The organism is Allobosea sp. (genome assembly GCF_030694325.1).
Taxonomy (GTDB): domain Bacteria; phylum Pseudomonadota; class Alphaproteobacteria; order Rhizobiales; family Beijerinckiaceae; genus Allobosea.
Window position 1 is genome coordinate 13,324 of record NZ_JAUXYO010000053.1, and the last position, 21,480, is coordinate 34,803.

The 21,480-nt window shown below is 67.2% G+C and carries 20 protein-coding genes; 11 read left to right on the top strand and 9 right to left on the bottom strand.

Annotated elements, in window-relative coordinates; translation table 11 throughout:
* The first annotated feature begins 200 nt into the window (after nt 1-200).
* The 11 genes from Q8M82_RS02895 to Q8M82_RS02945 all read left to right on the top strand — a co-directional run bounded on the left by Q8M82_RS02895 (nt 201) and on the right by Q8M82_RS02945 (nt 11,845).
* Nucleotides 201-908, top strand: coding sequence for an isochorismatase family protein (locus tag Q8M82_RS02895; protein ID WP_305689876.1), 708 nt, complete (start codon nt 201-203; stop codon nt 906-908).
* Between the two features lie 363 nt (nt 909-1,271).
* Entirely contained in the window at nt 1,272-2,888 is a 1,617-nt protein-coding gene (locus Q8M82_RS02900; RefSeq protein ID WP_305689877.1) for an ABC transporter substrate-binding protein, read from the top strand.
* 93 nt (nt 2,889-2,981) lie between these two features.
* The gene (locus Q8M82_RS02905) at nt 2,982-3,938 is read left to right on the top strand and encodes an ABC transporter permease (RefSeq protein ID WP_305689878.1); all 957 of its coding nucleotides are present in this window, start codon (nt 2,982-2,984) and stop codon (nt 3,936-3,938) included.
* Between the two features lie 10 nt (nt 3,939-3,948).
* Nucleotides 3,949-4,851, top strand: a complete 903-nt coding sequence (locus tag Q8M82_RS02910) for an ABC transporter permease (protein WP_305689879.1) — start codon at nt 3,949-3,951, stop codon at nt 4,849-4,851.
* A 47-nt stretch (nt 4,852-4,898) separates the two neighbouring features.
* Nucleotides 4,899-6,050 carry an ABC transporter ATP-binding protein gene (locus tag Q8M82_RS02915; RefSeq protein WP_371126213.1) on the top strand — a complete coding sequence of 384 codons (1,152 nt, stop codon included), beginning with the start codon at nt 4,899-4,901 and terminating at the stop codon, nt 6,048-6,050.
* 10 nt (nt 6,051-6,060) lie between these two features.
* On the top strand, nt 6,061-7,095 hold the full coding sequence (locus Q8M82_RS02920) for an ABC transporter ATP-binding protein (protein WP_305689880.1): 1,035 nt from the start codon (nt 6,061-6,063) through the stop codon (nt 7,093-7,095).
* 23 nt (nt 7,096-7,118) lie between these two features.
* Nucleotides 7,119-7,829: an isochorismatase family protein gene (locus Q8M82_RS02925; RefSeq protein WP_305689881.1), complete on the top strand. Its 711-nt coding sequence runs from the start codon at nt 7,119-7,121 to the stop codon at nt 7,827-7,829.
* 33 nt (nt 7,830-7,862) lie between these two features.
* A complete protein-coding gene (locus Q8M82_RS02930) occupies nt 7,863-8,864 on the top strand; it encodes an asparaginase (RefSeq protein ID WP_305689882.1) in 1,002 nt (333 codons plus the stop codon).
* A gap of 2 nt (nt 8,865-8,866) precedes the next feature.
* Nucleotides 8,867-9,781: a DMT family transporter gene (locus Q8M82_RS02935; protein ID WP_305689883.1), complete on the top strand. Its 915-nt coding sequence runs from the start codon at nt 8,867-8,869 to the stop codon at nt 9,779-9,781.
* Complete coding sequence (locus tag Q8M82_RS02940) at nt 9,778-10,932, top strand: AbrB family transcriptional regulator (RefSeq protein WP_305689884.1); 1,155 nt, start codon at nt 9,778-9,780, stop codon at nt 10,930-10,932. Before Q8M82_RS02935 ends, Q8M82_RS02940 begins: the two co-directional genes overlap by 4 nt.
* A 211-nt stretch (nt 10,933-11,143) precedes the next feature.
* Nucleotides 11,144-11,845 (top strand): GntR family transcriptional regulator, encoded by a 702-nt coding sequence (locus Q8M82_RS02945; protein WP_305689885.1) that lies wholly within the window; start codon nt 11,144-11,146, stop codon nt 11,843-11,845.
* A 55-nt stretch (nt 11,846-11,900) separates the two neighbouring features.
* Here the strand turns inward: Q8M82_RS02945 and Q8M82_RS02950 are convergent, their stop codons facing one another.
* From Q8M82_RS02950 to Q8M82_RS02990, 9 genes are all read right to left on the bottom strand, one after another.
* Nucleotides 11,901-13,310, bottom strand: a complete 1,410-nt coding sequence (locus Q8M82_RS02950; RefSeq protein WP_305689886.1) for an amidase — start codon at nt 13,308-13,310, stop codon at nt 11,901-11,903.
* Nucleotides 13,307-13,510: a hypothetical protein gene (locus Q8M82_RS02955; protein WP_305689887.1), complete on the bottom strand. Its 204-nt coding sequence runs from the start codon at nt 13,508-13,510 to the stop codon at nt 13,307-13,309. The genes Q8M82_RS02950 and Q8M82_RS02955 overlap by 4 nt, the downstream gene beginning before the upstream one ends.
* Before the next feature lie 63 nt (nt 13,511-13,573).
* Nucleotides 13,574-14,452, bottom strand: coding sequence for a DMT family transporter (locus Q8M82_RS02960; RefSeq protein WP_305689888.1), 879 nt, complete (start codon nt 14,450-14,452; stop codon nt 13,574-13,576).
* Nucleotides 14,453-14,520: 68 nt separating this feature from the next.
* A complete protein-coding gene (locus Q8M82_RS02965; protein WP_305689889.1) occupies nt 14,521-15,927 on the bottom strand; it encodes an amidase in 1,407 nt (468 codons plus the stop codon).
* Nucleotide 15,928: 1 nt separating this feature from the next.
* Nucleotides 15,929-16,117, bottom strand: coding sequence for a hypothetical protein (locus Q8M82_RS02970; protein WP_305689890.1), 189 nt, complete (start codon nt 16,115-16,117; stop codon nt 15,929-15,931).
* Nucleotides 16,118-16,150: 33 nt separating this feature from the next.
* On the bottom strand, nt 16,151-17,569 hold the full coding sequence (locus tag Q8M82_RS02975) for an amidase (RefSeq protein WP_305689891.1): 1,419 nt from the start codon (nt 17,567-17,569) through the stop codon (nt 16,151-16,153).
* A gap of 11 nt (nt 17,570-17,580) precedes the next feature.
* Complete coding sequence (locus tag Q8M82_RS02980) at nt 17,581-17,772, bottom strand: hypothetical protein (RefSeq protein ID WP_305689892.1); 192 nt, start codon at nt 17,770-17,772, stop codon at nt 17,581-17,583.
* A 38-nt stretch (nt 17,773-17,810) separates the two neighbouring features.
* Complete coding sequence (locus tag Q8M82_RS02985) at nt 17,811-19,235, bottom strand: amidase (protein ID WP_305689893.1); 1,425 nt, start codon at nt 19,233-19,235, stop codon at nt 17,811-17,813.
* Nucleotides 19,236-19,334: 99 nt separating this feature from the next.
* Nucleotides 19,335-20,966: an ABC transporter substrate-binding protein gene (locus Q8M82_RS02990; RefSeq protein WP_305689894.1), complete on the bottom strand. Its 1,632-nt coding sequence runs from the start codon at nt 20,964-20,966 to the stop codon at nt 19,335-19,337.
* Nucleotides 20,967-21,480: the final 514 nt, after the last annotated feature.

Below are 21,480 nucleotides of genomic sequence, written 5' to 3' on the forward strand. Positions count from 1 at the left end.
TTGCTTGACGAGCGCGAAAGCCGCTCATCTGACGCTGAGGCTCACGCCAGCGCGAAGCGTCCATTTTAGCGGCAGCGCTGCATTGAATACAATCAGCCCGTTTTGGCACAGGGCTTGCTGCGGCGGCGGGGCTATCGTCGGCGCGGTCCGAAGCGGGGCCGCGCCGTCGCGACCCGCATCCCGTCGATCAGGAGCATCCCATGCACACCATCGCGATCCCGGATTACGTTCTCCAGCGCGTCGTCGAGCGGCGCGGCAAGGTCCGTCTGTTCAAGACGCTCGATCCGGCGCGCACGGCGCTGATCGTGGTCGATCTCCAGAACGGCTTCATGGCGCCGGGCCAGCCGGCCGAGATTCCCTATGCGCGCGAGATCGTGCCCAACGTCAACCGGATCGGGCAGGCGCTGAGGGCCGCCGGCGGCCTCGTCGTCTACATCCAGAACACGATCACCGAAGAAACGCAGGCGCAGTGGTGCGTCTGGTTCGACAACTTCACCAAGGGCGAGTTCAAGCAGCGCATGGTCGCCGCCTTCGCGCGCGGTAGCTTCGGCCATGCGATCTATCCGGAGCTGGAAATCCTCCCAGGCGACTGGACGGTCGAGAAGCAGCGCTTCGGTGCCTTCGTCGAGGGCTCGTCGACGCTCCATGCGCAATTGCAGGAGCAGGGCATCGACACGCTCATCATCGTCGGCACCGCCACGAATGTCTGCTGCGAGTCGACCGCGCGCGACGCGATGATGATGAACTACAAGGTCGTCTTCGTCTCCGACGCCAATGCCTGCCGCACGGACGAGGAGCACAACGCGACGCTCGGCAACATCCTGGCACTCTTCGGCGACGTCCAGTCGACCGACGAGGTTATCGCCGCGATCGGCGCCGGCGCAGCCGTCCTGCAGGCCGCGGAATAGGCGGCGCCGCCGGCCGTGGCGCGGTACGAGGGGCACAATATTGTGCAGCGCAGCAGATCGGGGCCTGCGCAATCACCATATCGCCGCCTCGGCCGGCGAGCGTGGCATAATTGTGTGCAATACGCAGCGGGCACCACGCTGATGCTCCACCGCCGGCATGCGGCCATTGCCCCTCTTTCATCCAAAAACACTGTCGCCATGGCGCAATCTGGACCGACGGGATCGACCGTCATCATTTCCGCTGCCGGGCACCCAGCAAGACCCGATCAGGATTGGACACAATCGAGCCGGCTTGGCACGGCCTTTGCAAAAATCCCGGACGCCGCCGCACACGACCTCACTTGCATCCCGGAGGGAGCCCGCATGCCTCACCAATGTCAGATGTTTCGGAAAAGCGCCGCGCGCCTCGCGGCCGGTTTGTCGTTTGCGATCGTAGCGGCCTTCACGGCTGCCGCGCCGGCCCAGGCCCAGACGACGCTGCGCGTCGCGATGACCGCCGGCGATATTCCGGATGTGACGGGGCAGCCTGATCAGGGCTTCGAGGGCTACCGCTTCGTCGGCTACACCCTCTATGACTCCCTCATTCTCTGGGATCTCTCCCGCTCCGACGTCGAGGCCTCGCTGACGCCGGGCCTCGCCACGAAATGGGAGATCGATCCGAAGGACAGCAAGCGCTGGATCTTCACCCTGCGCAAGGATGTGAAGTTCCATGACGGGTCGGACTTCAACGCCGACGTCGTGCTCTGGAACATCGCGCGCCTGACCGACGAGAAGGTCCCGCATTTCAACGCCAAGCAGTTCGCGGCGATGCGCACCCGCACCGTCAACATCGACCGCGCCGAGAAGATCGACGACCACAGCGTCGCGATCATCACCAAGGAGCCGGATTCGCTGTTCTACATCCAGATGAGCTTCTGGATGATGATCTCGAAGGCCCAATTCGAGAAGGCGGGCTCCTACGAGAAATACGCCCAGATGCCCTCGGGCACCGGGCCCTACCGTTTCGCCGGGATCGTTCCGCGCGAGCGCCTGGAACTGACCCGCAACGAGACCTATTGGAACCCCAAGCGCATTCCCAAGCATGACCGGCTGGTGCTGCAGCCGATGCCGGAGGCGACGACGCGCGCCGCCGCGCTCCTCTCCGGCCAGGTCGACTTCATCGAGGCGCCCTCTCCGGACACGATCGCGAGGCTGAAATCCTCGGGGATGCAGGTCATCACCCTGCCTTACCCCCATAACTGGCACTACCAGTTCAACTTCGTCGACGGCCCCTTCAAGGACAAGCGCGTGCGCCAGGCGGCGAACTACGCGATGAACCGCGGCGAAATGGTCGAGATGCTCAACGGCCTCGCCCAGGAAGGCTATGGCACCGTGCCGCCGAGCTCGCCCTATTTCGGCAAGCCGGTCCTCTACAAGCTCGACCAGAAGAAGGCGACCGCGCTGCTCAAGGAGGCCAAGTGCTTCCCCTGCGAGGTCACGCTCGCGATCTCGACCTCCGGCTCGGGCCAGATGCAGCCGCTGCCGATGAACGAGCTGGTCAAGTCGCAGCTCGAGGCGGTGGGCTTCAAGGTCAAGCTCGAGGTGATGGACTGGAACGCGCTGCTCGACGTCACCTTCAAGGGCCGCGAAAAGTTCCCCGCCTATCACGCCGTCAATGTCAGCCGCGCCACGCAGGATCCCTTCTCCGGCATCTTCCGCTTCGCCATGCGCAAGCAGTGGGCGCCGGCCGGCGGCAACTGGGGCCATTACGAGAACCCCGAGATCGAGAAGCTGATCACGGAGATCTACAACACCTTCGAGCAGACGAAGCGCGACGCGATGATCACCCGGGTCCACGAGATCATGAACGAGGACGCCGCCATGCTCTTCGTCACCCATGACCTGAATCCGCGGGCGCTCTCGCCCAAGGTGAAGGGCTTCGTCCAGGCCCAGAGCTGGTTCCAGGACCTGACGCCGATCACCGTCGGCACCACGAACTGACGCGGCCCCGCCTTCGGGATGCCGCCCGTCGCGGCCGCATCCCCCTCAAAGCCCAAAGCGATCCAGGACCCGAGCCGACCGAAGGAGACCTCCATGTGGCACTATATCGCCCGTCGCATCGTCTACGCGATCCCGATCGCCATCGGCGTTACGGTCTTCTGCTTCGCGCTGGTCTTCCTGGCGCCGGGCAACCCCGTCCAGATGCTGCTCCCGGCCGATGCGAGCCAGGAGGTCGTCGATCTCATCATGAAGACCTACGGCTTCGACCGGCCACTGCCCGTCCAGTACTGGACCTGGCTGACACGGGCCGTCGTCGGCGATCTCGGGGTCTCGATCCAGTCCAACCGGCCGGTGATCGACGAGGTATTGCGGGCGCTGGGCAACACCGTCTTCCTGTCGCTCGGCGCGGTGGCGCTCGCGTTCACCATCGCCTTCGTACTGGGCACGTTGGCGGCCTATTACCGGGGCAGTGCGACCGACCGCAGCGTCACCGCCCTGTCGATCGTCGGCGTCTCGATCCCGAACTACTGGCTCGGCATCGTGCTGGTCATCATCTTCGCTGTCGAGCTGAACTGGCTGCCGGCGACCGGCATGGGCCCGCGCGGCTCGGAGACGTTCAACCTCTTCGAATGGTCCCATTTCAAGCATGTGATCCTGCCGATCGTCACGCTCTGCATGGTGCCGGTCGGGATGATCACCCGCACCACGCGCTCGGCCGTGTCCGAGGTGCTGGGCAACGACTTCGTCAACACGCTGCGCGCCAAGGGCCTCGGCGAACTCGCAGTGATCCGGCACGCGCTCAAGAACGCCATGCCCCAGATCCTGGCCGTGATGGGGCTGCAGTTCGGCTACCTGATGGGCGGCTCGATCCTGGTCGAGACGATCTTCAACTGGCCGGGCACGGGCTTCCTGCTGAACAAGGCGATCCTGACGCGCGACATCCCGGTCCTGCAGGGCACGATCCTGGTCCTCGCCCTCGTCTTCGTCTTCACCAACCTCGTCGTCGACCTGTTCCAGACCGCGGTCGACCCGCGCATCAAGCGTTCCTGAGGAGTCGGCCATGACCGATTTCACCACGGCGACACGCCTCCTCGCGGCGGAAGAAGAGGCCCCGGCCACCAAGGTCCGCGGCTACTGGCAGAATGTCGGTTACCGCCTGCGCTACGACTACGTCACGCTCGCCTTCGCGCTGGTCATCGTCCTGATCGTCGCGATGGCGGTGTTCGCGCCCTGGATCGCCCCGAAAGATCCCTACAAGACCTCGATGGCGTTCCGGCTGCGCCCGGTCGGCTTCCGCGACTTCCATCTCGGCACCGACGAACTCGGCCGCGACATCCTCTCCCGCCTGATCCATGGCGGGCGCATGTCGCTGCTGATGGGCGTGGTGCCGGTGGTGTTCGCGACGCTGATCGGCGGCTTCCTCGGCGTGCTCGCCGGCTTCATCGGCGGCAAGCTGAACATGGCGATCATGAGGACCATGGACGTCTTCTACGCCTTCCCCTCGATCCTGCTGGCGGTCGCGATTTCCGGCGCCATGGGCGGCGGCATGGCCAATGGCATGGTCGCCCTGACGCTGGTCTTCATCCCGCCGCTCTGCCGCATCGCCGAGACGGCGACCACCCAGGTCCGCGGGCTCGATTTCGTCGAGGCGGCGCGGGCCTCCGGCGGCTCGACCGGCTCGATCATCGCCACGCATATCCTCGGCAACGTGCTCGGGCCGATCTTCATCTACGCCTCGGGCCTGGTCTCGGTCTCGATCCTGATCGCTTCCGGCCTCTCCTTCCTCGGCCTCGGCGTCGAGCCGCCGCATCCCGACTGGGGCCTGATGCTCTCAACCCTGCGCCAGTCGATCTACGTCAACCCGATCGTCTGCGCGCTGCCGGGTGTGATGATCTTCGTCACCTCACTCGCCTTCAACATGGTCAGCGACGGGCTGCGCCAGGCGATGGACGTCAGACTGTGAAAGGGCCCGCCATGTCCATGACACCCACGTCCATGACACCCACCTCGATGACACCCGCGTCCACGACACCCGCGCCGACCACCCGTACGCCGCAGCTCTCTTCGGTCCCGGAGGGGGACATCCGCGACCGTGGCGGCCCCTCTCAGCCGATGCTGATCGTCTCCGACCTGAAGAAGCATTTCGCGATCAAGGGCGGGATGCTGAACCGCACCCAGGGGCATGTCCGGGCCGTCGACGGCGTCTCCTTCAGCGTGCTCAAGGGCGAGACGCTCGGCGTCGTCGGCGAGTCCGGCTGCGGCAAGTCCACTTTGGCGCGGCTCTTGATGCACCTCATTCCCTATGACGCGGGTGAGGTGCTGTTCGACGGCGAGTCGATCGGCGGCGTGCGCGGCCTCACCATGAAGGAGTTCCGGCGCGCCATGCAGATGGTGTTCCAGGACAGCTACTCCTCGCTCAACCCGCGCCTGCCGGTCGAGGAATCGATCGCCTATGGCCCGCGGGTCCATGGCATGCCGGCCGCCAGGGCCAAGGAGATCGCCCGCGAACTCCTCGCCAAGGTCGGCCTGAAGCCTGATCTCTTCGCCCAGCGCTATCCGCACGAACTCTCCGGCGGCCAGAAGCAGCGCGTCAACATCGCTCGGGCACTGGCGCTGGAGCCGCGGCTCCTGATCCTGGACGAGGCAGTCTCGGCGCTCGACAAATCGGTCGAGGCCCAGGTCCTGAACCTGCTGCGCCAGCTCAAGCGCCACTTCAACCTCACCTATGTCTTCATCAGTCACGATCTCGACGTGGTGCAGTACATTTCCGATCGCGTGCTGGTGATGTATCTCGGCGAGATCGTCGAGATCGGCCCGGTGGATGCGATCTACGAGCATCCCAAGCACCCCTACACCCGCGCGCTGCTGGCATCGCGGCTGTCCTTCGATCCCGCCGAGCGCGTCCACGAGGCGCCGCTGACCGGCGATCCGCCCAACCCGATCAACCCGCCCTCCGGCTGCCGCTTTCGAACCCGTTGCCCGATGGCGGAAGGCGTCTGCGCGGAAACCTCGCCCCGGCTCGAAGGCGCCGTTGCGGCCGACATCCATGTCGCCGCCTGCCACGTCCAGAACCCGGGCTCCGGCCACAGCCTCGCCGGCAAGGCGCCTGTGCTGGTCGCCAGGCCGAAAGCCGGCGCCGCACCGCTCGCCGCCACTGCGTGAGGATGATCCGATGACGACAGCCACCGCACCATCCACGGTTCCCGGCCCCGTCGCTCTCGCCGCGGTAAGGCCGCTGGTCGAGGTCGAGGATCTCTCGGTCAAATTCGTCAGCCGGGAAGCGACCGTCGCCGCCGTGAACGGCGTCTCCTTCTCGATCCAGCCGGGCGAGGTGCTCTGCATCATCGGTGAGTCCGGCTCCGGCAAATCCGTGACGATGCGCGCTCTGATGCGGCTCCTGCCCAAGGGCCGGGCCAGGATCGGCGGCAAGATGCGCGTCGGCGAGCACGACATCATGGCGCTCAGCGACAAGGAGCTTACGCAGATCCGCGGCTCGACCATCTCGATGATCTTCCAAGAGCCGATGACGGCGCTCGACCCCGTCTACACGATCGGCCACCAGATCGCCGAGACGGTGGTCAAGCACGAGGGCTGCTCCTACGCCGACGGGCTGAAGCGCGGGCTGGAGCTGCTCGAATTCGTCAAGGTGCCTTCGCCGGAGCGGCGCCTGAAGGCCTATCCGCACGAGCTCTCCGGCGGCCTGCGCCAGCGCGCCATGATCGCCATGGCGCTGTCCTGCCGGCCGCAGCTCCTTCTGGCCGACGAGCCGACGACCGCGCTCGACGCCACCGTGCAGATCCAGGTGCTGGTGCTGCTGCGCAAGCTCCAGCGCGACATGGGCATGAGCGTGATCTTCGTCACCCATGATCTCGGCGTCGCCGCCCAGATCGCCGACCGGGTCGCGGTGATGTATGCCGGCCGCGTCGTCGAATCCGGCCCGGTGCGCGACGTGCTGATGAACCCGCAGCACCCCTATACCCGCGGCATGCTCGCCTCCTCCGTCCATGGCAGCGCGCGCGGCGTCGACATCGAGGCGATCCCCGGCTCGCCGCCCGACATGCGCCGCCTGCCGCCGGGCTGCGCCTTCGCGCCGCGCTGCAAATTCGCCGACGAGGGCTGCCGTGCGGCGAGCCCGCCGGAAACCGTGCCCGCGCCCGACCGCACCGTCTGCTGCTTCAAGGTCGGCTCGCCCGCCTTGTCCTCCTGAAACCCAGCACGAAAGAGCCCGCCATGCACAAGGTCGAGATTCCCGCCTATGTCACCGAGCATGTCGTCGCCCGTCGCGGCGTCGAGCATGTCTATGCCGATCTCGATCCCGCCCGCACGGCGCTGATCGTCGTTGATCTCCAGAACGGCTTCATGATGCCGGGCGTCGCCCATGCCCTCTGCGACACCGCCCGCGAGATCGTCCCCAACGTCAACCTGATCGCCGACGCCGTGCGCCGCACCGGCGGCAAGGTGTTCTGGATCAAGAACACCCATGACGAGGGCTGCCTGACCTCCTGGTCGCATTTCCATCAGGATCTGACGCGGCCGGAGCGGCGCGCCGCGCGGGTCGAATCCATGTCGGAAGGCAAGCTCGGCCACGAACTCTGGGCCGATCTCGAGGTCGCTCCGGAGGACGAAATCGTCCAGAAGACGCGCTTCAGCGCCTTCATCCAGGGCTCGTCGGATCTTGAGGCGAGGCTGCGCGCGCAGGGCTACGATACCCTGATTATCACCGGCACCGTCACCAATGTCTGCTGCGAATCGACCGCCCGCGACGCCATGATGCTGAACTTCAGGACGATCATGGTGACCGACGGCAATGCCGCCAATTCCGATGCCGAGCACAACGCCTCGCTGATCGCCTTCTACCTCACCTTCGGCGACATCATGGACACGCAGATGCTGATCGGCTGTCTGGAAAAGAACGCCCGCTTCCGCGAGGCGGCCGAATAACCCGGCGCGCGCGCCCGACACACTGAGAGAGACATGCCTGTTCTGCCCAAGGTCGCGGTCATTGGGACCGGCGGCACGATCTGTTCCATCGGCACCGGCCCCTTCGACATCCTCGACTATGGCGCCAATGAAACGATGCTCCATGCCGACGCGTTGGTGGCGATGTTTCCCGACGTCGCCCAGCTCGCCGAGATCATCCCCGTTCCATTCAAGGCAGTGCCGAGCCCCAACATCTTCTTCGAGGACTGGAAGGCGATCGTCCTGACCTGCGACCGGCTGGTCGCGGAGCATCCCGACCTCGCCGGCATCGTCATCCTGCACGGAACAGCCTCGCTGGAGGAGACGGCCTATTTCCTCAGCCTGACGGTGAAGGTGTCAGTGCCGGTCGTGGTCGTCGGCTCGCAGCGCCCGGCCAGCGCGCTCTCGACCGATGCGGGGATGAACCTCGCCAATGCGCTCCGCACCGCGGCCTGCCCGCAGGCGCGCGGTCTCGGCGTTCTTGTCCTGCTGAACGACGAGATCCACGCCGCCCGCGACGTGACCAAGACCTCGACCTTCAGGCTGCAGACCTTCCGCTCGCCCGATTTCGGCGTGCTCGGTCATGCCGATGGCGATGCCGTGGTGTTCTACCGGAAGCCGCTCCGGAAGGCGGGGCCCGACACGGAGTTCGACATCCGCAGCCTCGACGCCCTGCCGCGCGTCGACATCGTGCTGGCCTATACCGGCTCGGACGGCACGGCGGCGCGCGCCTTCGTTGCGGCCGGCGCCAAGGGCATCATCTCCGCCGGTTTCGCACCGGGCTTCGCCGGCCCTGCCGATTTCGAGGTGCTAAAGGAGGCCGTGGCAGCTGGCATCGTGGTGATGCAGTCGACCCGCGCCGGCTCGGGTCGCACTTTCAAGGGCAAGCGCCTGCGGGATGCCGGCTTCCTGATCACCGACAATCTCACGCCGCAGAAAGCGCGGCTGCTGCTCGCGCTGGCGCTGACGGTCAGCGCCGATCCGTCCGAGATCGAACGCATCTTCCTGACCTATTGACGATGACCGTGATCCTGAACGCGCCGGCCGGGGAGGAGCGCGACGCGCGACGCGGCGTCGTGATGATGCTGATCGGGCTGGCGCTGTTCTCGATCCTGAACGGCGTCGTCAAGGCGCTGGCGGAGAGTTTCGCGGTCAACCAGATCGTCTTCTTCCGCAACGGCTTCGCGCTCGTCACCCTGTTGCTGATGGCCCGCGGGCTCGGAGGCCTCGCCGCTCTGAAGGTCCATAACCGCTCCGGCATGGCGCTACAGGCGGTGCAGTTCACGGCCGTGCTGCTCTTCATCTTCGTGGCCTATCGCCACATGCCGCTCGCCGACGCGACCGCGATCTCCTTCCTGCAGCCGGTCCTGGTGCTGCTGCTCTCGGCACCGCTGCTGGGCGAGAAGGTGACGCGGCTGGGCTGGCTCGCCCTGCTGCTCGGGCTCGGCGGCGTGCTGCTGATGGTCAAGCCGAGCGGCGGCGGCAGCCTGTTCGGGCTGACCATGTCGGTCATCGGCACGGTCTTCAGCGCGCTCTCGCTGATCCAGCAGCGCAGCCTCTCGCGCAACGAGACCTCGCTGTCGATCGCCTTCTGGACGCTGGCCGGCTCGGCGCTGCTCGTCCTGCCGAGCCTGCCCTTCAATTGGGTCCAGCCGACACCCGCGCAATGGGCTCTGCTGATCGGCAACGGCCTGGCCTCGGGCGCCTGCCAGTACCTTACCACGCGGGCGCTCTTTCATGCGCCCGTGGCGACGATCGCGCCCCTCTCCTACACCAAGATGCTCTGGGCCCTGATCGTCGGCTTCGTCTGGTTCGGCGACGTGCCGACCCTGCTCGTTCTCGCCGGCTCGGCGATCGTCATTGCCGCGAGCGCGCTGGTCTATCTGGCACCCAAGCCGGTGCCCGCCCCGGTTCGGCTCGAAGAAGCGCCATGACCCGTCTGACATCACCCGTCGCGGCCTGGATCCTCGATGTCCGGGCCGGCTTGGCCGCCATGCAGCCGGCCCGCTTCCCCTACCCCCGCTTCGCCCTGGCCCTCGCGCTTGGCGTCGCAGGCGGCCTGCTGTTCCAACGCCTGTCGCTGCCGCTGCCCTGGATGATGGGCCCGATGGTATTCTGCACGCTGGCGGCGTCGCTGCGTGCACCGGTCGCCGCGCCGCCGGTCATCCGCCCGCCCATGACCATGGTGATCGGCGTCATGCTCGGCGCGGCCTTCAGCCCCGATCTCGTCGCCCGCATTCCGCAATGGTGGCCGGCGACGCTCGGGCTCGTCGCCTTCATCGCGCTCTGCGGCGGCTCGGTGGTCTGGTATTTCCGTACAGTGGGGGGCTATGACCGCGCCACCGCCTATTTCGCCGGCATGCCGGGCGGCCTGGTCGAGATGATCAGCATTGGCGAGGAGCGCGGCGGCGACGGCCAGGTCATTGCACTGGTCCATTCGGTCCGCATCCTGCTCATCGTCATGACGCTGCCCTTCGCCATCCAGTGGCTCGAGGGCGTTTCGCTGAACCGCATCGCGGGCGCCGTCTCCGTCTTCTCCACGCCGGCGACGGCGCAGCTCTGGCTGCTCGGCTGCGGGATGGCCGGCTGCCTCCTCGGCCATTGGCTGAACCTGCCCGCCAAATACCTGCTCGGGCCGATGCTGTTCAGCGCCGCCATCCATCTTGCGGGCTGGAGCGACTTCAAGCCGCCCTTCGAGATCGTCAACGCCGCCCAGTTGATCCTCGGCGTCGTGATCGGCTGCCGCTTCGCCGGCACGGCGCCGCGCATCGTCGGGCGCATCATCCTGCTCTCGGTGGGGTCGACCGCGATCCTGCTGTTCTGGACCGGCGCCTGTGCCGCCCTCGTCTCCTGGCTCACCGGCTTCCGCGCGATCACGCTGATCCTGGCCTACTCCCCGGGCGGGCTCGCCGAGATGAGCCTGATCGCGCTCGCCGTCCATGCGGAGGTCGCCTTCGTCGCCGCGCACCACATCATTCGCATCTTCGTCGTGATGGTGGCCGCCGCGCCCGTCTATGCGGTGATCGCCCGCCTGGAGCGTATCCGACCCGGAACGGGCGCCGCGCGCGGGATGCCGGCCGAGTGACGCTCGATTGGTTGCATACAATCGAGCTCAGCAGCGCTCATCATGCACACTTTCTCGTCAACAGAGCCACATTAGCGTTGACGCAGCGACATTCAGCTCCTAACTGCCTGCCGACTGTACACGATCGAGACGATTCTGCCGCACGCATGATCATCCTCGATGCGCGCGCAGAGCTGCCTTGACATCCGCCTTACCGACAGGACGACACATCATGGCGACACGCGGCCTCTCGGTCACCAACAAGCTCAGGGAAGCCGTGCTCGGCGGCGACTATGCCGGCGGCACGCGCCTCAACGAGGTCGATCTCGCCGACGCGCTCGCTGTGTCGCGCACGCCGATCCGGGCCGCGCTGTCGACCCTCGCAGCCGAGGGCCTGCTCGAATACCGCCCCAACAGCGGCTACGCGGTGAAGAGTTTCGCCGCCAAGGACATCGAGGGCATCTATGTCGTGCGGGCCAATCTCGAGGGTCTCTGCGCGCGGCTGGTGGCGCAGCAGGGCCTGTCGGACGTTCACCGCGGCCTCCTGCACAAGGTGCTGGCGGAGAGCGAAGAGCTGCAGAATGTTGAGAGCTGGACCGACGAGGTTTCAGATCTCTGGCGCGATCTCAACGACCGCTTCCACAACACGTTGATCGAGGCCTCCGGCAACTCGCATCTTGCGATGATGCTGCGCAAATCCCGCGCCATTCCGCTGCTCAACCAGCTCAAGTTCCGCTGGTTCGACATGGGCACTTTGGCCCGTGCCCATGATGACCACAGCCAGATCTTCGCCGCCATCACGGGTGGGCAGGTCGTGCGGGCCGAGAGCCTCGCCGAAGAGCATGTCTATCGCTCCGGCCAGCGCATCATCGAGCATTGGCGCAAGATGGATACGCGCAAGCCGGCCGTCGCCACCAAGGCCCGCGCCGCCTGATCTGCGAGCCCGCTGCCGCGGCACGGCCCGAAGGCCGCGCCGCGCCGGGGCCGCCTCAGGCGGCTTTTGCCAGGCCGAGCATGGCCGGGCGCCTGTGCCGCCAGGGCGTGGCCTGTTCGAAGGCATGCGCCGCCTGCAGCAGCACCGCCTCGCCGAAGGGCCGGGCCGCGAGCTGGATCGCGACCGGCAGGCCATTCGGGCCGAAGCCCGAGGGCACGCAGATCGCCGGCATCCCGGTCAGGTTGAAGGCCATGGTGAAGTTCGGCTTGTCGAGATTGTCCCAGCGCGGCACCTGGTCGATCGGCGGCGCCTCGTCGGGATTGCCGGCCGTCAGCACCACATCGACGCCGGCCATCGCCGCCGCCATTTCCGTGATCAGCTCGCGCCGGCGCCGCAGCGCCTGAACATAGTCCATGCCGGTGCAGAGCGCGGCGAAGACCAGGCGGTCGCGATAGCGCTGCCCGAACTTCTCGGGATTCTTCAGCATCATCCGCTCATAGGCGGCCCCGCGCTCGATGGTCGAGATGAAGAAGCCGGCGGCCGTGTATTCCTGCATGGCCGAGAGCTTGATCTCGACGATCTCCGCGCCGAGGCTCTCATAGGTCGAAAGCGCCGCGTCGATGCCGGCCTTGACCGCAGGCGCCACCGGCCTGTCGGTCTCGTGCCAGCGGCTGAGCACACCGACTTTCAGCCCCTTCGCCCCCTTGCCGAGCCCGGCGGTGTAGTCGGGCACCGGCCTGTTCGCGCTGGCGGGGTCGGCGGGGTCATGGCCCGCGAGTGCCTGCAGCATCAGCGCGCAATCCTCCGTCGTCCAGGCCATCGGGCCGATATGGTCGAGCGAATAGGCCGCTGGCGCGACGCCGGCGCGGCTGACAAGCCCATAGGTCGGCTTCAGGCCGACGATGCCGCAGAGCGCCGCAGGGCCGCGGATCGAGCCGCCGGTGTCGGTGCCGAGCCCGCCGAGCACGAGCCCGGCCGCAACCGCTGCCCCCGTGCCGCTCGAGGAGCCCGCGGTGAAGCGCTGCGTGTTCCAGGGATTGCGCGAGGGCGGCCAGGGAAGGTCGAAGGAGGGGCCGCCATCGGCGAATTCATGCGTGGTCAGCTTGCCCATCAGCACGGTGCCGGCGGCATCGAGCGCCGCGGCGCAGGTCGCGTCGGTGTCGGGGACATTGCCGATGTTGTGGGCGGACTGGCAGGTGGTCAGGATGCCCTTGGTGTCGATGATGTCCTTGAGACCGATCGGGATGCCGTGCAGCGGCGATGTCGGACCCGAGGCCTTGATCTCGGCTTCCGCTTTCTTCGCGTCGGCCCGGGCGCGGTCCTCGGTCAGGGTGACGAAGGCGTGAAGCTCCGGCTCGAAGGCCTTGGCGCGGGAAAGGCACATCTCGGTCAGCTCGACCGGGGAGAGCTGGCCGGCCTTGATCAGGGCCGCGGCCTCGCTGATGGTCAGGATGTCCGTGCTCATCGGGCGCTCTCCTCGCTCGGGAAGCTGAAGACATGGGCCGGTTCGGCCATGTAGCTGCGCTCGCCGCGGATCCGGGCGGACATTTCGACGATGTAGCCATAGGCCTCGGCATATTCGGCGACCTGCTCCGGCGTCAGGCTGAAGCCGGCGCGCGCCAGGAAGGCGCCCATCTCGGCTTCGGATGCAATCGGTGTCGGCATGGCTCAGATCTCCTTCGAGGGGCGGATGCCCGCAGCTCGCGGGCGGCGGAATGCCGACACCGGCTAAGCCGGCAGCCGGCGCTGCTTGCGATGCTCGTCCTGGAAGATGAAAAGGGTGGCGCTCATCACGATCGCGGCGCCAAACAACGCCCAGCGATCGGGAATCTCCTGGTAGGCGAGCCAGGCGAACAGCGCGATGAAGGGCAGGCGGGCGAAGTCGAACGGCATGACCGTCGAGGCCGGCGCGTTGCGCAGCGCCAGGAACAGCGTCAGCCGGCCGACGAACATCGCCACCGCCATCACCACCAGAAACAGCATCATGTCGAAGGACGGCGTCCGCCAGTAGAGCACGGCGGGGATCAGGCCGGTGACCACCGGGATCAGGGTGGTCACGGCGACGATGCGGCTGGTGCTCTCGATCTGCGTGAGACGCTTCGAGATCAGGTACATCGAGGCCATCGACAGGGTCGAGATCATCAGCGCGATCGTGCCGGCGTCGAGTGCGACGAAGCCCGGCCGCGAGATCACCATCACGCCGACGAAGCCGACCATCACCGCGACCCAGCGGCTGCGCGAGACGCTCTCGCCGAGCAGGACGCCGGCCAGCGCCGTCACGATGATCGGTGCCGCGAAGGTCATCGCGGTGGCCTTGGCCAGCGGCACATGGGCGAGCGCATAGAACCAGGTCAGGTTCGAGACGCAGCCGACCGCAGTCATGATGCCGTAGAGCCTTCGCTTCTCGCGCCGGTCCGGCATTCCCGCCCCGCCCCGCAACTGCGGCCAGACGAAGACGAGCATGATCAGGTTGGTCAGGAAGCTGATCTGGAACGGGTGCAGTTCGGTCGCGATCTGCCGGACCAGCGAATTGCCACCCGCCAGGAAGGCCGTGCTCAGAATCATCCAGAGAATGCCGGCCTGAACGGTGTTACGGGCCTCGGCCATGGCGCGGCGAATTCCTCAGAGGGGTGGCAAGGGGAGCGGGCGGCCCCGGCGATTCGCCCAGCAAGGGATCAGGCGGCGAGCAGGGCGGGCCGGGTCGCGCGCCACTGGGTCGCCTGCTCATAGGCGTGGCCGAGCTGGAACACGGTCGTCTCGGCGAAGGGGTGCCCCACCAGCTGCATCGCGACCGGCAAGCCCGTTCCCGGCTCGTAGCCGGCGCAAAGAGCCAGAGCCGGCAGGCCTGTGACGTTGAAGGGCATGGTGATCGAAGGCTTCTGGTACATCAGCCATTTCGGCACATTGTCGATCGGCTGCGCCGGGAAGGGCGAGCCGGCCGTCAGCAGCACGTCGACGCCGATCATCGCCTCGGCCACGGCGGCGCACAGCTCCTGCCGACGTCGCAGCGCCTGCACGTAATCCGCCCCCGTCAGCAGCCCGCCCATGCTGATCCGGTCGCGGGCGATCTCGCCATAAAGCTCCGGCGTCGCCCGCAGATCCGCCTCGTGGATCGCGAAGGCCTCCGATGACATGATGATCAGCCCCACCGCGGCGAAATCCATCAGCGGCGGCAGTGTTACCTCCTTGATCACGCAGCCGAGAGATCGGTAGACCGCAATCGCCTGCTCGATCGCCGCCAGCACGGGCGGCGCCGCCTCATGGTCGGTCTCGTGGAAATGGCGGATTACGCCGATGGTCTTGCCCTTCACCGTCTCGTCGAGTTTTTCTGTGAAGTCGGGCACAGCCACATCGGCGCAGGCCGGATCGAGCGGATCATGGCCCACCATCGCCTGCAGCATCAGCGCCGCATCCTCGACCGTCCAGCACATCGGCCCGGCATGGTCCAGCGATTGCGACAGCGGCAGGATGCCCCTTCGCGAAAGCAGCCCATAGGTCGGCTTGATCCCGGCCAGCCCACAGAGCGAGGACGGGCTGCGGATCGAGGCGCCGGTGTCCGAGCCGGTCGCGCCCAGCACCATGCCGGCGGCGACCGCCGCGCCCGAACCGGAGGAGGATCCGCCCGTCGTGCGCGCCGGGTCCCAGGGGTTGCGGGCGGGCAGCGTGAACAAATCGAAGGAGGGCCCGCCGATCGCGAATTCGAAGGTCCCGAGCTTGCCGGTGATCACCGCGCCGCTCTCGCGCAGCTTCGTCACCGTGAAGGCGTCCTCGGCCGGCACGCGGCTCTTCAACAGGTTGGAGTGGGCCGTCGTCGCCACGCCCGCCGTGTCGTAGATGTCCTTGAGCCCGACCGGGATGCCGTGCATCGGGCCGCGCGGCCCGCTTGTCCCGATCTCGGCCTCCGCGGCCCTGGCCGCGTCCAGCGCCAGCTCCGGCGTGAAGGCGACATAGGTGCTCAAGGTCGCGTCCAGCGCCTCCGTACGGGCGATGCAGGCCTTGGTCAGCTCGACCGGCGAGAGTTTGCGCTCGGCGATGAGGGTCGAGGCCTCGCGGATGGTGAGCAGCGTGGGATCGCCGGTCATCTCAGCGGCCCATTGGCGCGAAGATATGAGCCGGTTCGGCATCATAGCCGCGGGGCTTGCGCACGCGCTCCCGCATCGCCTGCAGCAGCATAAAGGCGCTGCGCATCTCCTCCATGTGCTCGGGCTTTACGCGGATACCCGCCCGGTCGAGCAGCACCTGGAAGGCTTCGGTCGAGATGGTCTCGCTCATGATCGTCTCCGCGAAAGGGGGAAATGCACCGGGTCACTCGGCGGCGAGCGCCTGCTGCGCCCATTGGGCCGGGCGCAGGTCGCGGTAGCTGGTCGCCTTCTCGAAAGCGCTGCCGACCCGCAGCACGAGATCGTCCTGGAAGGGCCGCCCGACGATCTGCATGTTCAGGGGCAGCCCCGCCGTTGAGAAACCCGAACAGACCGATAGGGCCGGCGAGCCGGTGAGGTTGAAGACGCGGGTGAAGGAGGGCCGCGAGCGCGACATCATGTTGCCGAGGTCGCCGAGCTTCGGCGCCACGCCCGGCATGGTCGGACAGATCAGCACGTCGACGCTTTCGAACACGCTCGCGATCTCGGCGATCAGCCGGCCGCGCTCGCGCAGCGCGTTGACATAGTCGCAGGCGCGGATGAAGGCGCCCATCATGATGCGCTGGCGGGCAAGCTCGCCATAAAGCTCAGGCGTCGCCATCAGCGTCTCCTCATGGAAGGCGAAGGCCTCCGAGCGCGAGATCAGCGCTGCCGCGTCGCCATAGGCCGAGAGCGGCGACAGCGTGACGTCCGTCACCGCGCAGCCCAGCTCCCGGAAGGTCACCAGCGCCGCCTCGATGCCGGCCTTGATCTCGGGATCGGTCTCGGCGTCGCTCTCGAAGAAGTGCCTGACCACGCCGATGCGCAGCCCCTTCACGTCCTTCTGCCGCGAACCGGCGAAATCGGGCTTCGCGACGTCGGCGCTGCCGGGGTCGAGCGGGTCGTGCTGCGCCAGCACCTCCATCATCAGCGCGCAGTCCTCGCTGGTCCAGCACATCGGCCCGCCATGGTCGAGGCTGAAGGAGAGCGGCAGGATGCCCCGGCGGCTGACCAGCCCATACGTCGGTTTCAGCCCGGAAATCCCGCACCAGGCCGCCGGCCCGCGGATCGAGCCGCCGGTGTCGGTGCCCATCGAGCCCATGGCGAGCCCGGCCGCGATCGCCGCGCCAGACCCCGAGGAAGACCCCGCCGGATCATGGGCGAGGTTCCAGGGGTTCTTCGCCGGCGGCCAGGGCAAGTCGAAGGAGGTGCCGCCGATCGCGAACTCCCAGGTCGAGAGCTTGCCGAGCAGGATGGTGCCGGCCTCGGCCAGCAGGCGCGTCGTCGTCGCGTCCTCTTCCGGCACATGGTCCTTGTAGAGGGCGGAATGGCCGGTCGTGGGAATGCCCTTCGTGTTGTAGATATCCTTCAGCCCGATCGGGACGCCATGCAGCGGCCCTTTGTAGTCGCCCCTCATGATCTCGCCCTCGGCCTTGCGCGCGGCCGCCATCGCCTGCTCGGGCAACACGCGGATGAAGGCGTTGAGCTGCCCGTCGAAGGCCTCAATCCGGGAGAGATAGGACGCGGTCAGTTCGACCGGGGAGAGCTTCTTGGCCTTCAGCAGCGGAGCGGCCTCGGCGATGGTCAGATCGTGCAGCGCGGTCATGGCGGCCCCCTTCACTTGGTCCAGAGCCGGAGCGCGTGAATGGGCTCCTGCAGGTAGCTGCGCTTGACCCGGATGGTGCGGGCGGCGGCTTCGAGATCGGCGACGGAGCCCTTGAGCGACTCCAGCGTTTCCGGGCCGACCTTCAGGCCGTATTCGGCAAGCTTGGCCTCGATCGGGATCGGCGTGGCGGGCGTGTCGGTCATGGCGGCCTCCGGGATTCGAATGAAAGGGCGGGCGGCGGTTATTCGGCGGCGAGACTCATCGGCGCGGCGGCCTCCGGGCTCGGCCGCCGTTCCCGCCAGGCGGTCGCGGCCTCGTAGGCCTGGGCGGCGCGGTAGATCGTCGCCTCGCCGAAGGCATGGCCGGCGATCTGGACCGAGAGCGGCAGGCCCGAGGCCGAGAAGCCGCAGCACATCGTCAGCGACGGCATGCCGGTGACGTTGAAGGGGAATGTCAGCGGCGGCTTGGCGAACAGGCCGAATTTCGGGATCTCGGTGATCACCGGTGCGGGCGTCGCGGTTGCGGCGCAGACGATGATGTCGTAGCGCGACATCGTCCTGGCGACAGCCGCGACCAGCTCCGTGCGCATCCGCAGCGCCTGGACATAGTCGCTGGCGTCGATCAGCCCGGCGAGCAGCAGCCGGTCGCGCAGGATCTCGCCATAGAGCTCGGGCCGCGCCTGGATGTTGGGCTCGTGGATGGCGAAGGCCTCCGAGAGCAGGATCATCATCCCGCAGGCGGCGAAATCGGCCAGCGGCGGCAGCGTCACCTCCTCGACTGTCGCCCCGAGGCCCGCGAGCGTCGTCGCGACGCCTTCGACCGCGCTTTGCACCTCATCCGTGGCCTCGGCCTGGGCCCCGAGCGAGGGCAGATAGCCGATGCGCAGACCTTTCACGCCAGCGCCCAGTAGCGCCTCGGGCGTGGGATCGGGCCGGTCGGCGCTGGCGGGGTCGAGCTGGTCGTGCCCGGCCAGAACCTTCATGAGGAGAGCGTTGTCCTCGACCGTCCAGGTCATCGGGCCGATATGGTCGAGGCTTTGCGAGAGCGGCAGCACGCCGCGCCGCGAGACCAGCCCATAGGTCGGCTTCATCCCGACGATGCCGCAGAAAGCGGCCGGCAGACGGATCGAGCCGCCGGTGTCGGTGCCCAGCGCTGCCGGCACGAAGCCGGCCGCCACCGCGGCGCCCGAGCCCGAGGAGGAGCCGCCGGTGAAATGCGCGAGGTTCCACGGGTTGCGCGCCGGCGGAAAGGGCAGGTCGAAGGAGGGTCCGCCCATGGCGAATTCATGGGTCGCGAGCTTGCCGAGGATGACGGCGCCCGCCGCCTTCAGCTTCTGGGTGACGAAGGCGTCGTCGGTCGCCCAGTTGTCGATGAGCTGGTGCGAATGGGCGGTGGTGCGCACGCCCTTGAGGTCGATGATGTCCTTCAGCCCGACCGGCACGCCATGCAGCGGACCGCGGCTGATCCCCGTCATCACCTCCGCCTCCGCCTTCTTCGCCTGGGCGAGGGCGAGGTCGGCGGTCACCTCGATGAAGGCATGCGTCATCCCGTCGAGCGCCGCGACGCGGGCGATCAGCGCCTTGGTCAGCTCGACCGGGGAGACGGTCTTCGCCGCGATCGCCTTGGCCAGGTCTGCGACGGTCATGAAATGCAACGGTGCGGACATGGCACGGGCCTCCTGACGAGCGATGGGCGGCGGAACGTGGAGAGAAAGGGGTGGCGCGGAGGCGGGCCGGGGAGGAAACCGCCCCCGCGCCGGTGACGCTCAGTCGAGGCTGATCGTCACGAAGTCCTGCATCCAGCTCTGGGCCGGGACGAAGCCCTTGACCTTGGGCGACATGGCCCGCGGGTTCAGGTCGTGGACGATGAAGAGCCGGCCCGCCTGCTCGCTGACGATCTCGTGCAGGCGGATGAACAGCGCCAGCGACTTCTCCGGCTCGAAGGTGTTCATCGCCTTCTCGGCGAGTTCGTCGAACTCCTTGTTGTCGAACCAGCCCCAGTTCCACCCGCCCGGAGCCCGCCGCGAGGTGGCGAAATGGCCGATCATGCCGGAGACCGGGTCGACCGAGCCGAGCGAGATATTGATCGCGTCATAGCTCGGCGCGCGCTCCCAGCCCTTGAAGAACAGGTCGAGCAGGGCGTTCCAGTCGAGAACCTCGAACTTGACCCTGAAACCGACCGCCTCGAGCTGCGCCTTGACCAGCTCGTTCATCGGCAGCGGCTGCATTTGGCCCGAGCCCGAGGTCGAGATGCCGACCGTGATCGCGCAGGGGTAGCAACCGGCCTCCTTCAGCAGCGCGGTCGCCTTCTTGGGATCGTAGGGGTAGGTCTTGGGCTTGCCGTAGATCGCCTGGTGCGGCGTGAACAGCGCCTGGCTGGCCTCGGCAATGCCACCGAGCATGTCGACCATCTCCTGGCGGTCCATCGCGTGGTTGGCGGCCTGGCGGATGCGGAGGTCCTTGAAGGGCCCGCGCTGGAAGTTGAACTGGTAGTGCCAGTTGTGCGGATAGGTCAGCGTGGTCACGCGCATGCCGGCCGCCTTCAGCCGCGGCAGCGTGTCGGGCGACGGCGCCTCGATGAAGTCGACCTGGCCGGACAACAGCGCGGCCGCCCGCGTCGTCGCTTCCGGCATCGGGATCAGCACCATGCGATCATGCTTCGGGACGCGGGCGGGGTTCCAATAATCGGGGTTGCGCACCAGCTCGAGCCGCTCGCGCGGCACGACCGAGCCGAATTTGTAGGGCCCAGACCCCTGCGGCGAGAGCGCATAGACCTTGTAGTCGTAACCCGCCTTCTCCAGCGCGCATTTCGAGATGACGAACCAGACGGCCATGTTGTAGGGGAAGACGGCCTCCGGGACCTTGGTGTCGACCGCGATGGTGTAGTCGTCGATCTTGACGGCACCCGCGACATTGATCGTGCGCGAGCGGTTGCGCGCGTAATGGACGGGATTGAACTGCGGCACCTTGTCGTCGGTGATGCGGGCGATGTTCCAGAGCGCAGCCTCGGCGTTCCAGGGGCAGCCGTCATGGAACTTCACGTCGCGCCGCAGCTCGAAGATCCAGCGCCTGGTGTTGGTCGGGTCCGGATACCATTTCGAGGCCAGCCCCGCCGTCGGCACCGCCTCGCGGTCGGACCGCGTTAGGTCCCAGTTCAGGAAGCTGTCATAGAGCGAGAAGCCGACGAAGCGCTGGCCCTCGGCGCCCTGGTCGGGATGGCCCGTCCAATCGGGAATGTCGCCCGCGGTCATCGCCACCCGCAGCACCTTCTCCTGGGCGGATGCCGGCCCGGCCGCGCCGAACAGGAGGGTCGCACCAACCACCAGCGCCGCGAGGGGACCGGAGATGCATCGTGGAAGGCTTAGGCAGGGCGACGAGAGCGAAACAGGGCGCTGCATGCGGACCTCCAACCCAGGATACACGGACCGCGGCGCGGCCCTGGGCAGCTCTGCAACGAGCATGCCAGCCCCGGTTAATTGTATCCAACACGGCTGCGCGCGAGGTGGCGATCCGACTCGAACAGCCGGCGCCTCCTTTGGACAGGCGCGGTCGGCCAGTCATTGCATCTGAGAAATCTTGTGGCGCGAAGCGCTTTCGACCGCAAACTCGACCCAGCCCCGCATCGTTTGAGACGATTATCGGACAACAGGCATGCGCCCAGCGCAGGCGGAATGACCGGATGGCCGCCGCGGCGGCCGCACCAGATCCCGGGCCCGACCTCCCCCCACTCCGATAAAATGGATACAATTTGATCGCCTGAACCGAATTTGTGCAGGCACTTTAATCCCCGCTGGAGTTCGCCGGCATGGACCCGAGAAGGCAGCCCTCACCCGCCACGCGGTCGCTCGCGCCCCATTCCCAATTCGTGGCGGCGCAACGCATGGGCTATGCTAGCCTGTCTGCCTTGTCTTC

What these genes read in the sequence shown, in the direction of transcription:
- Q8M82_RS02895 (WP_305689876.1), top strand. Translation starts at nt 201, where the DNA reads ATGCACACCATCGCGATCCCGGATTACGTTCTCCAGCGCGTCGTCGAG.
- Q8M82_RS02900 (WP_305689877.1), top strand. Translation starts at nt 1,272, where the DNA reads ATGCCTCACCAATGTCAGATGTTTCGGAAAAGCGCCGCGCGCCTCGCG.
- Q8M82_RS02905 (WP_305689878.1), top strand. Translation starts at nt 2,982, where the DNA reads ATGTGGCACTATATCGCCCGTCGCATCGTCTACGCGATCCCGATCGCC.
- Q8M82_RS02910 (WP_305689879.1), top strand. Translation starts at nt 3,949, where the DNA reads ATGACCGATTTCACCACGGCGACACGCCTCCTCGCGGCGGAAGAAGAG.
- Q8M82_RS02915 (WP_371126213.1), top strand. Translation starts at nt 4,899, where the DNA reads ATGACACCCGCGTCCACGACACCCGCGCCGACCACCCGTACGCCGCAG.
- Q8M82_RS02920 (WP_305689880.1), top strand. Translation starts at nt 6,061, where the DNA reads ATGACGACAGCCACCGCACCATCCACGGTTCCCGGCCCCGTCGCTCTC.
- Q8M82_RS02925 (WP_305689881.1), top strand. Translation starts at nt 7,119, where the DNA reads ATGCACAAGGTCGAGATTCCCGCCTATGTCACCGAGCATGTCGTCGCC.
- Q8M82_RS02930 (WP_305689882.1), top strand. Translation starts at nt 7,863, where the DNA reads ATGCCTGTTCTGCCCAAGGTCGCGGTCATTGGGACCGGCGGCACGATC.
- Q8M82_RS02935 (WP_305689883.1), top strand. Translation starts at nt 8,867, where the DNA reads ATGACCGTGATCCTGAACGCGCCGGCCGGGGAGGAGCGCGACGCGCGA.
- Q8M82_RS02940 (WP_305689884.1), top strand. Translation starts at nt 9,778, where the DNA reads ATGACCCGTCTGACATCACCCGTCGCGGCCTGGATCCTCGATGTCCGG.
- Q8M82_RS02945 (WP_305689885.1), top strand. Translation starts at nt 11,144, where the DNA reads ATGGCGACACGCGGCCTCTCGGTCACCAACAAGCTCAGGGAAGCCGTG.
- Q8M82_RS02950 (WP_305689886.1), bottom strand. Translation starts at nt 13,310, where the DNA reads ATGAGCACGGACATCCTGACCATCAGCGAGGCCGCGGCCCTGATCAAG.
- Q8M82_RS02955 (WP_305689887.1), bottom strand. Translation starts at nt 13,510, where the DNA reads ATGCCGACACCGATTGCATCCGAAGCCGAGATGGGCGCCTTCCTGGCG.
- Q8M82_RS02960 (WP_305689888.1), bottom strand. Translation starts at nt 14,452, where the DNA reads ATGGCCGAGGCCCGTAACACCGTTCAGGCCGGCATTCTCTGGATGATT.
- Q8M82_RS02965 (WP_305689889.1), bottom strand. Translation starts at nt 15,927, where the DNA reads ATGACCGGCGATCCCACGCTGCTCACCATCCGCGAGGCCTCGACCCTC.
- Q8M82_RS02970 (WP_305689890.1), bottom strand. Translation starts at nt 16,117, where the DNA reads ATGAGCGAGACCATCTCGACCGAAGCCTTCCAGGTGCTGCTCGACCGG.
- Q8M82_RS02975 (WP_305689891.1), bottom strand. Translation starts at nt 17,569, where the DNA reads ATGACCGCGCTGCACGATCTGACCATCGCCGAGGCCGCTCCGCTGCTG.
- Q8M82_RS02980 (WP_305689892.1), bottom strand. Translation starts at nt 17,772, where the DNA reads ATGACCGACACGCCCGCCACGCCGATCCCGATCGAGGCCAAGCTTGCC.
- Q8M82_RS02985 (WP_305689893.1), bottom strand. Translation starts at nt 19,235, where the DNA reads ATGTCCGCACCGTTGCATTTCATGACCGTCGCAGACCTGGCCAAGGCG.
- Q8M82_RS02990 (WP_305689894.1), bottom strand. Translation starts at nt 20,966, where the DNA reads ATGCAGCGCCCTGTTTCGCTCTCGTCGCCCTGCCTAAGCCTTCCACGA.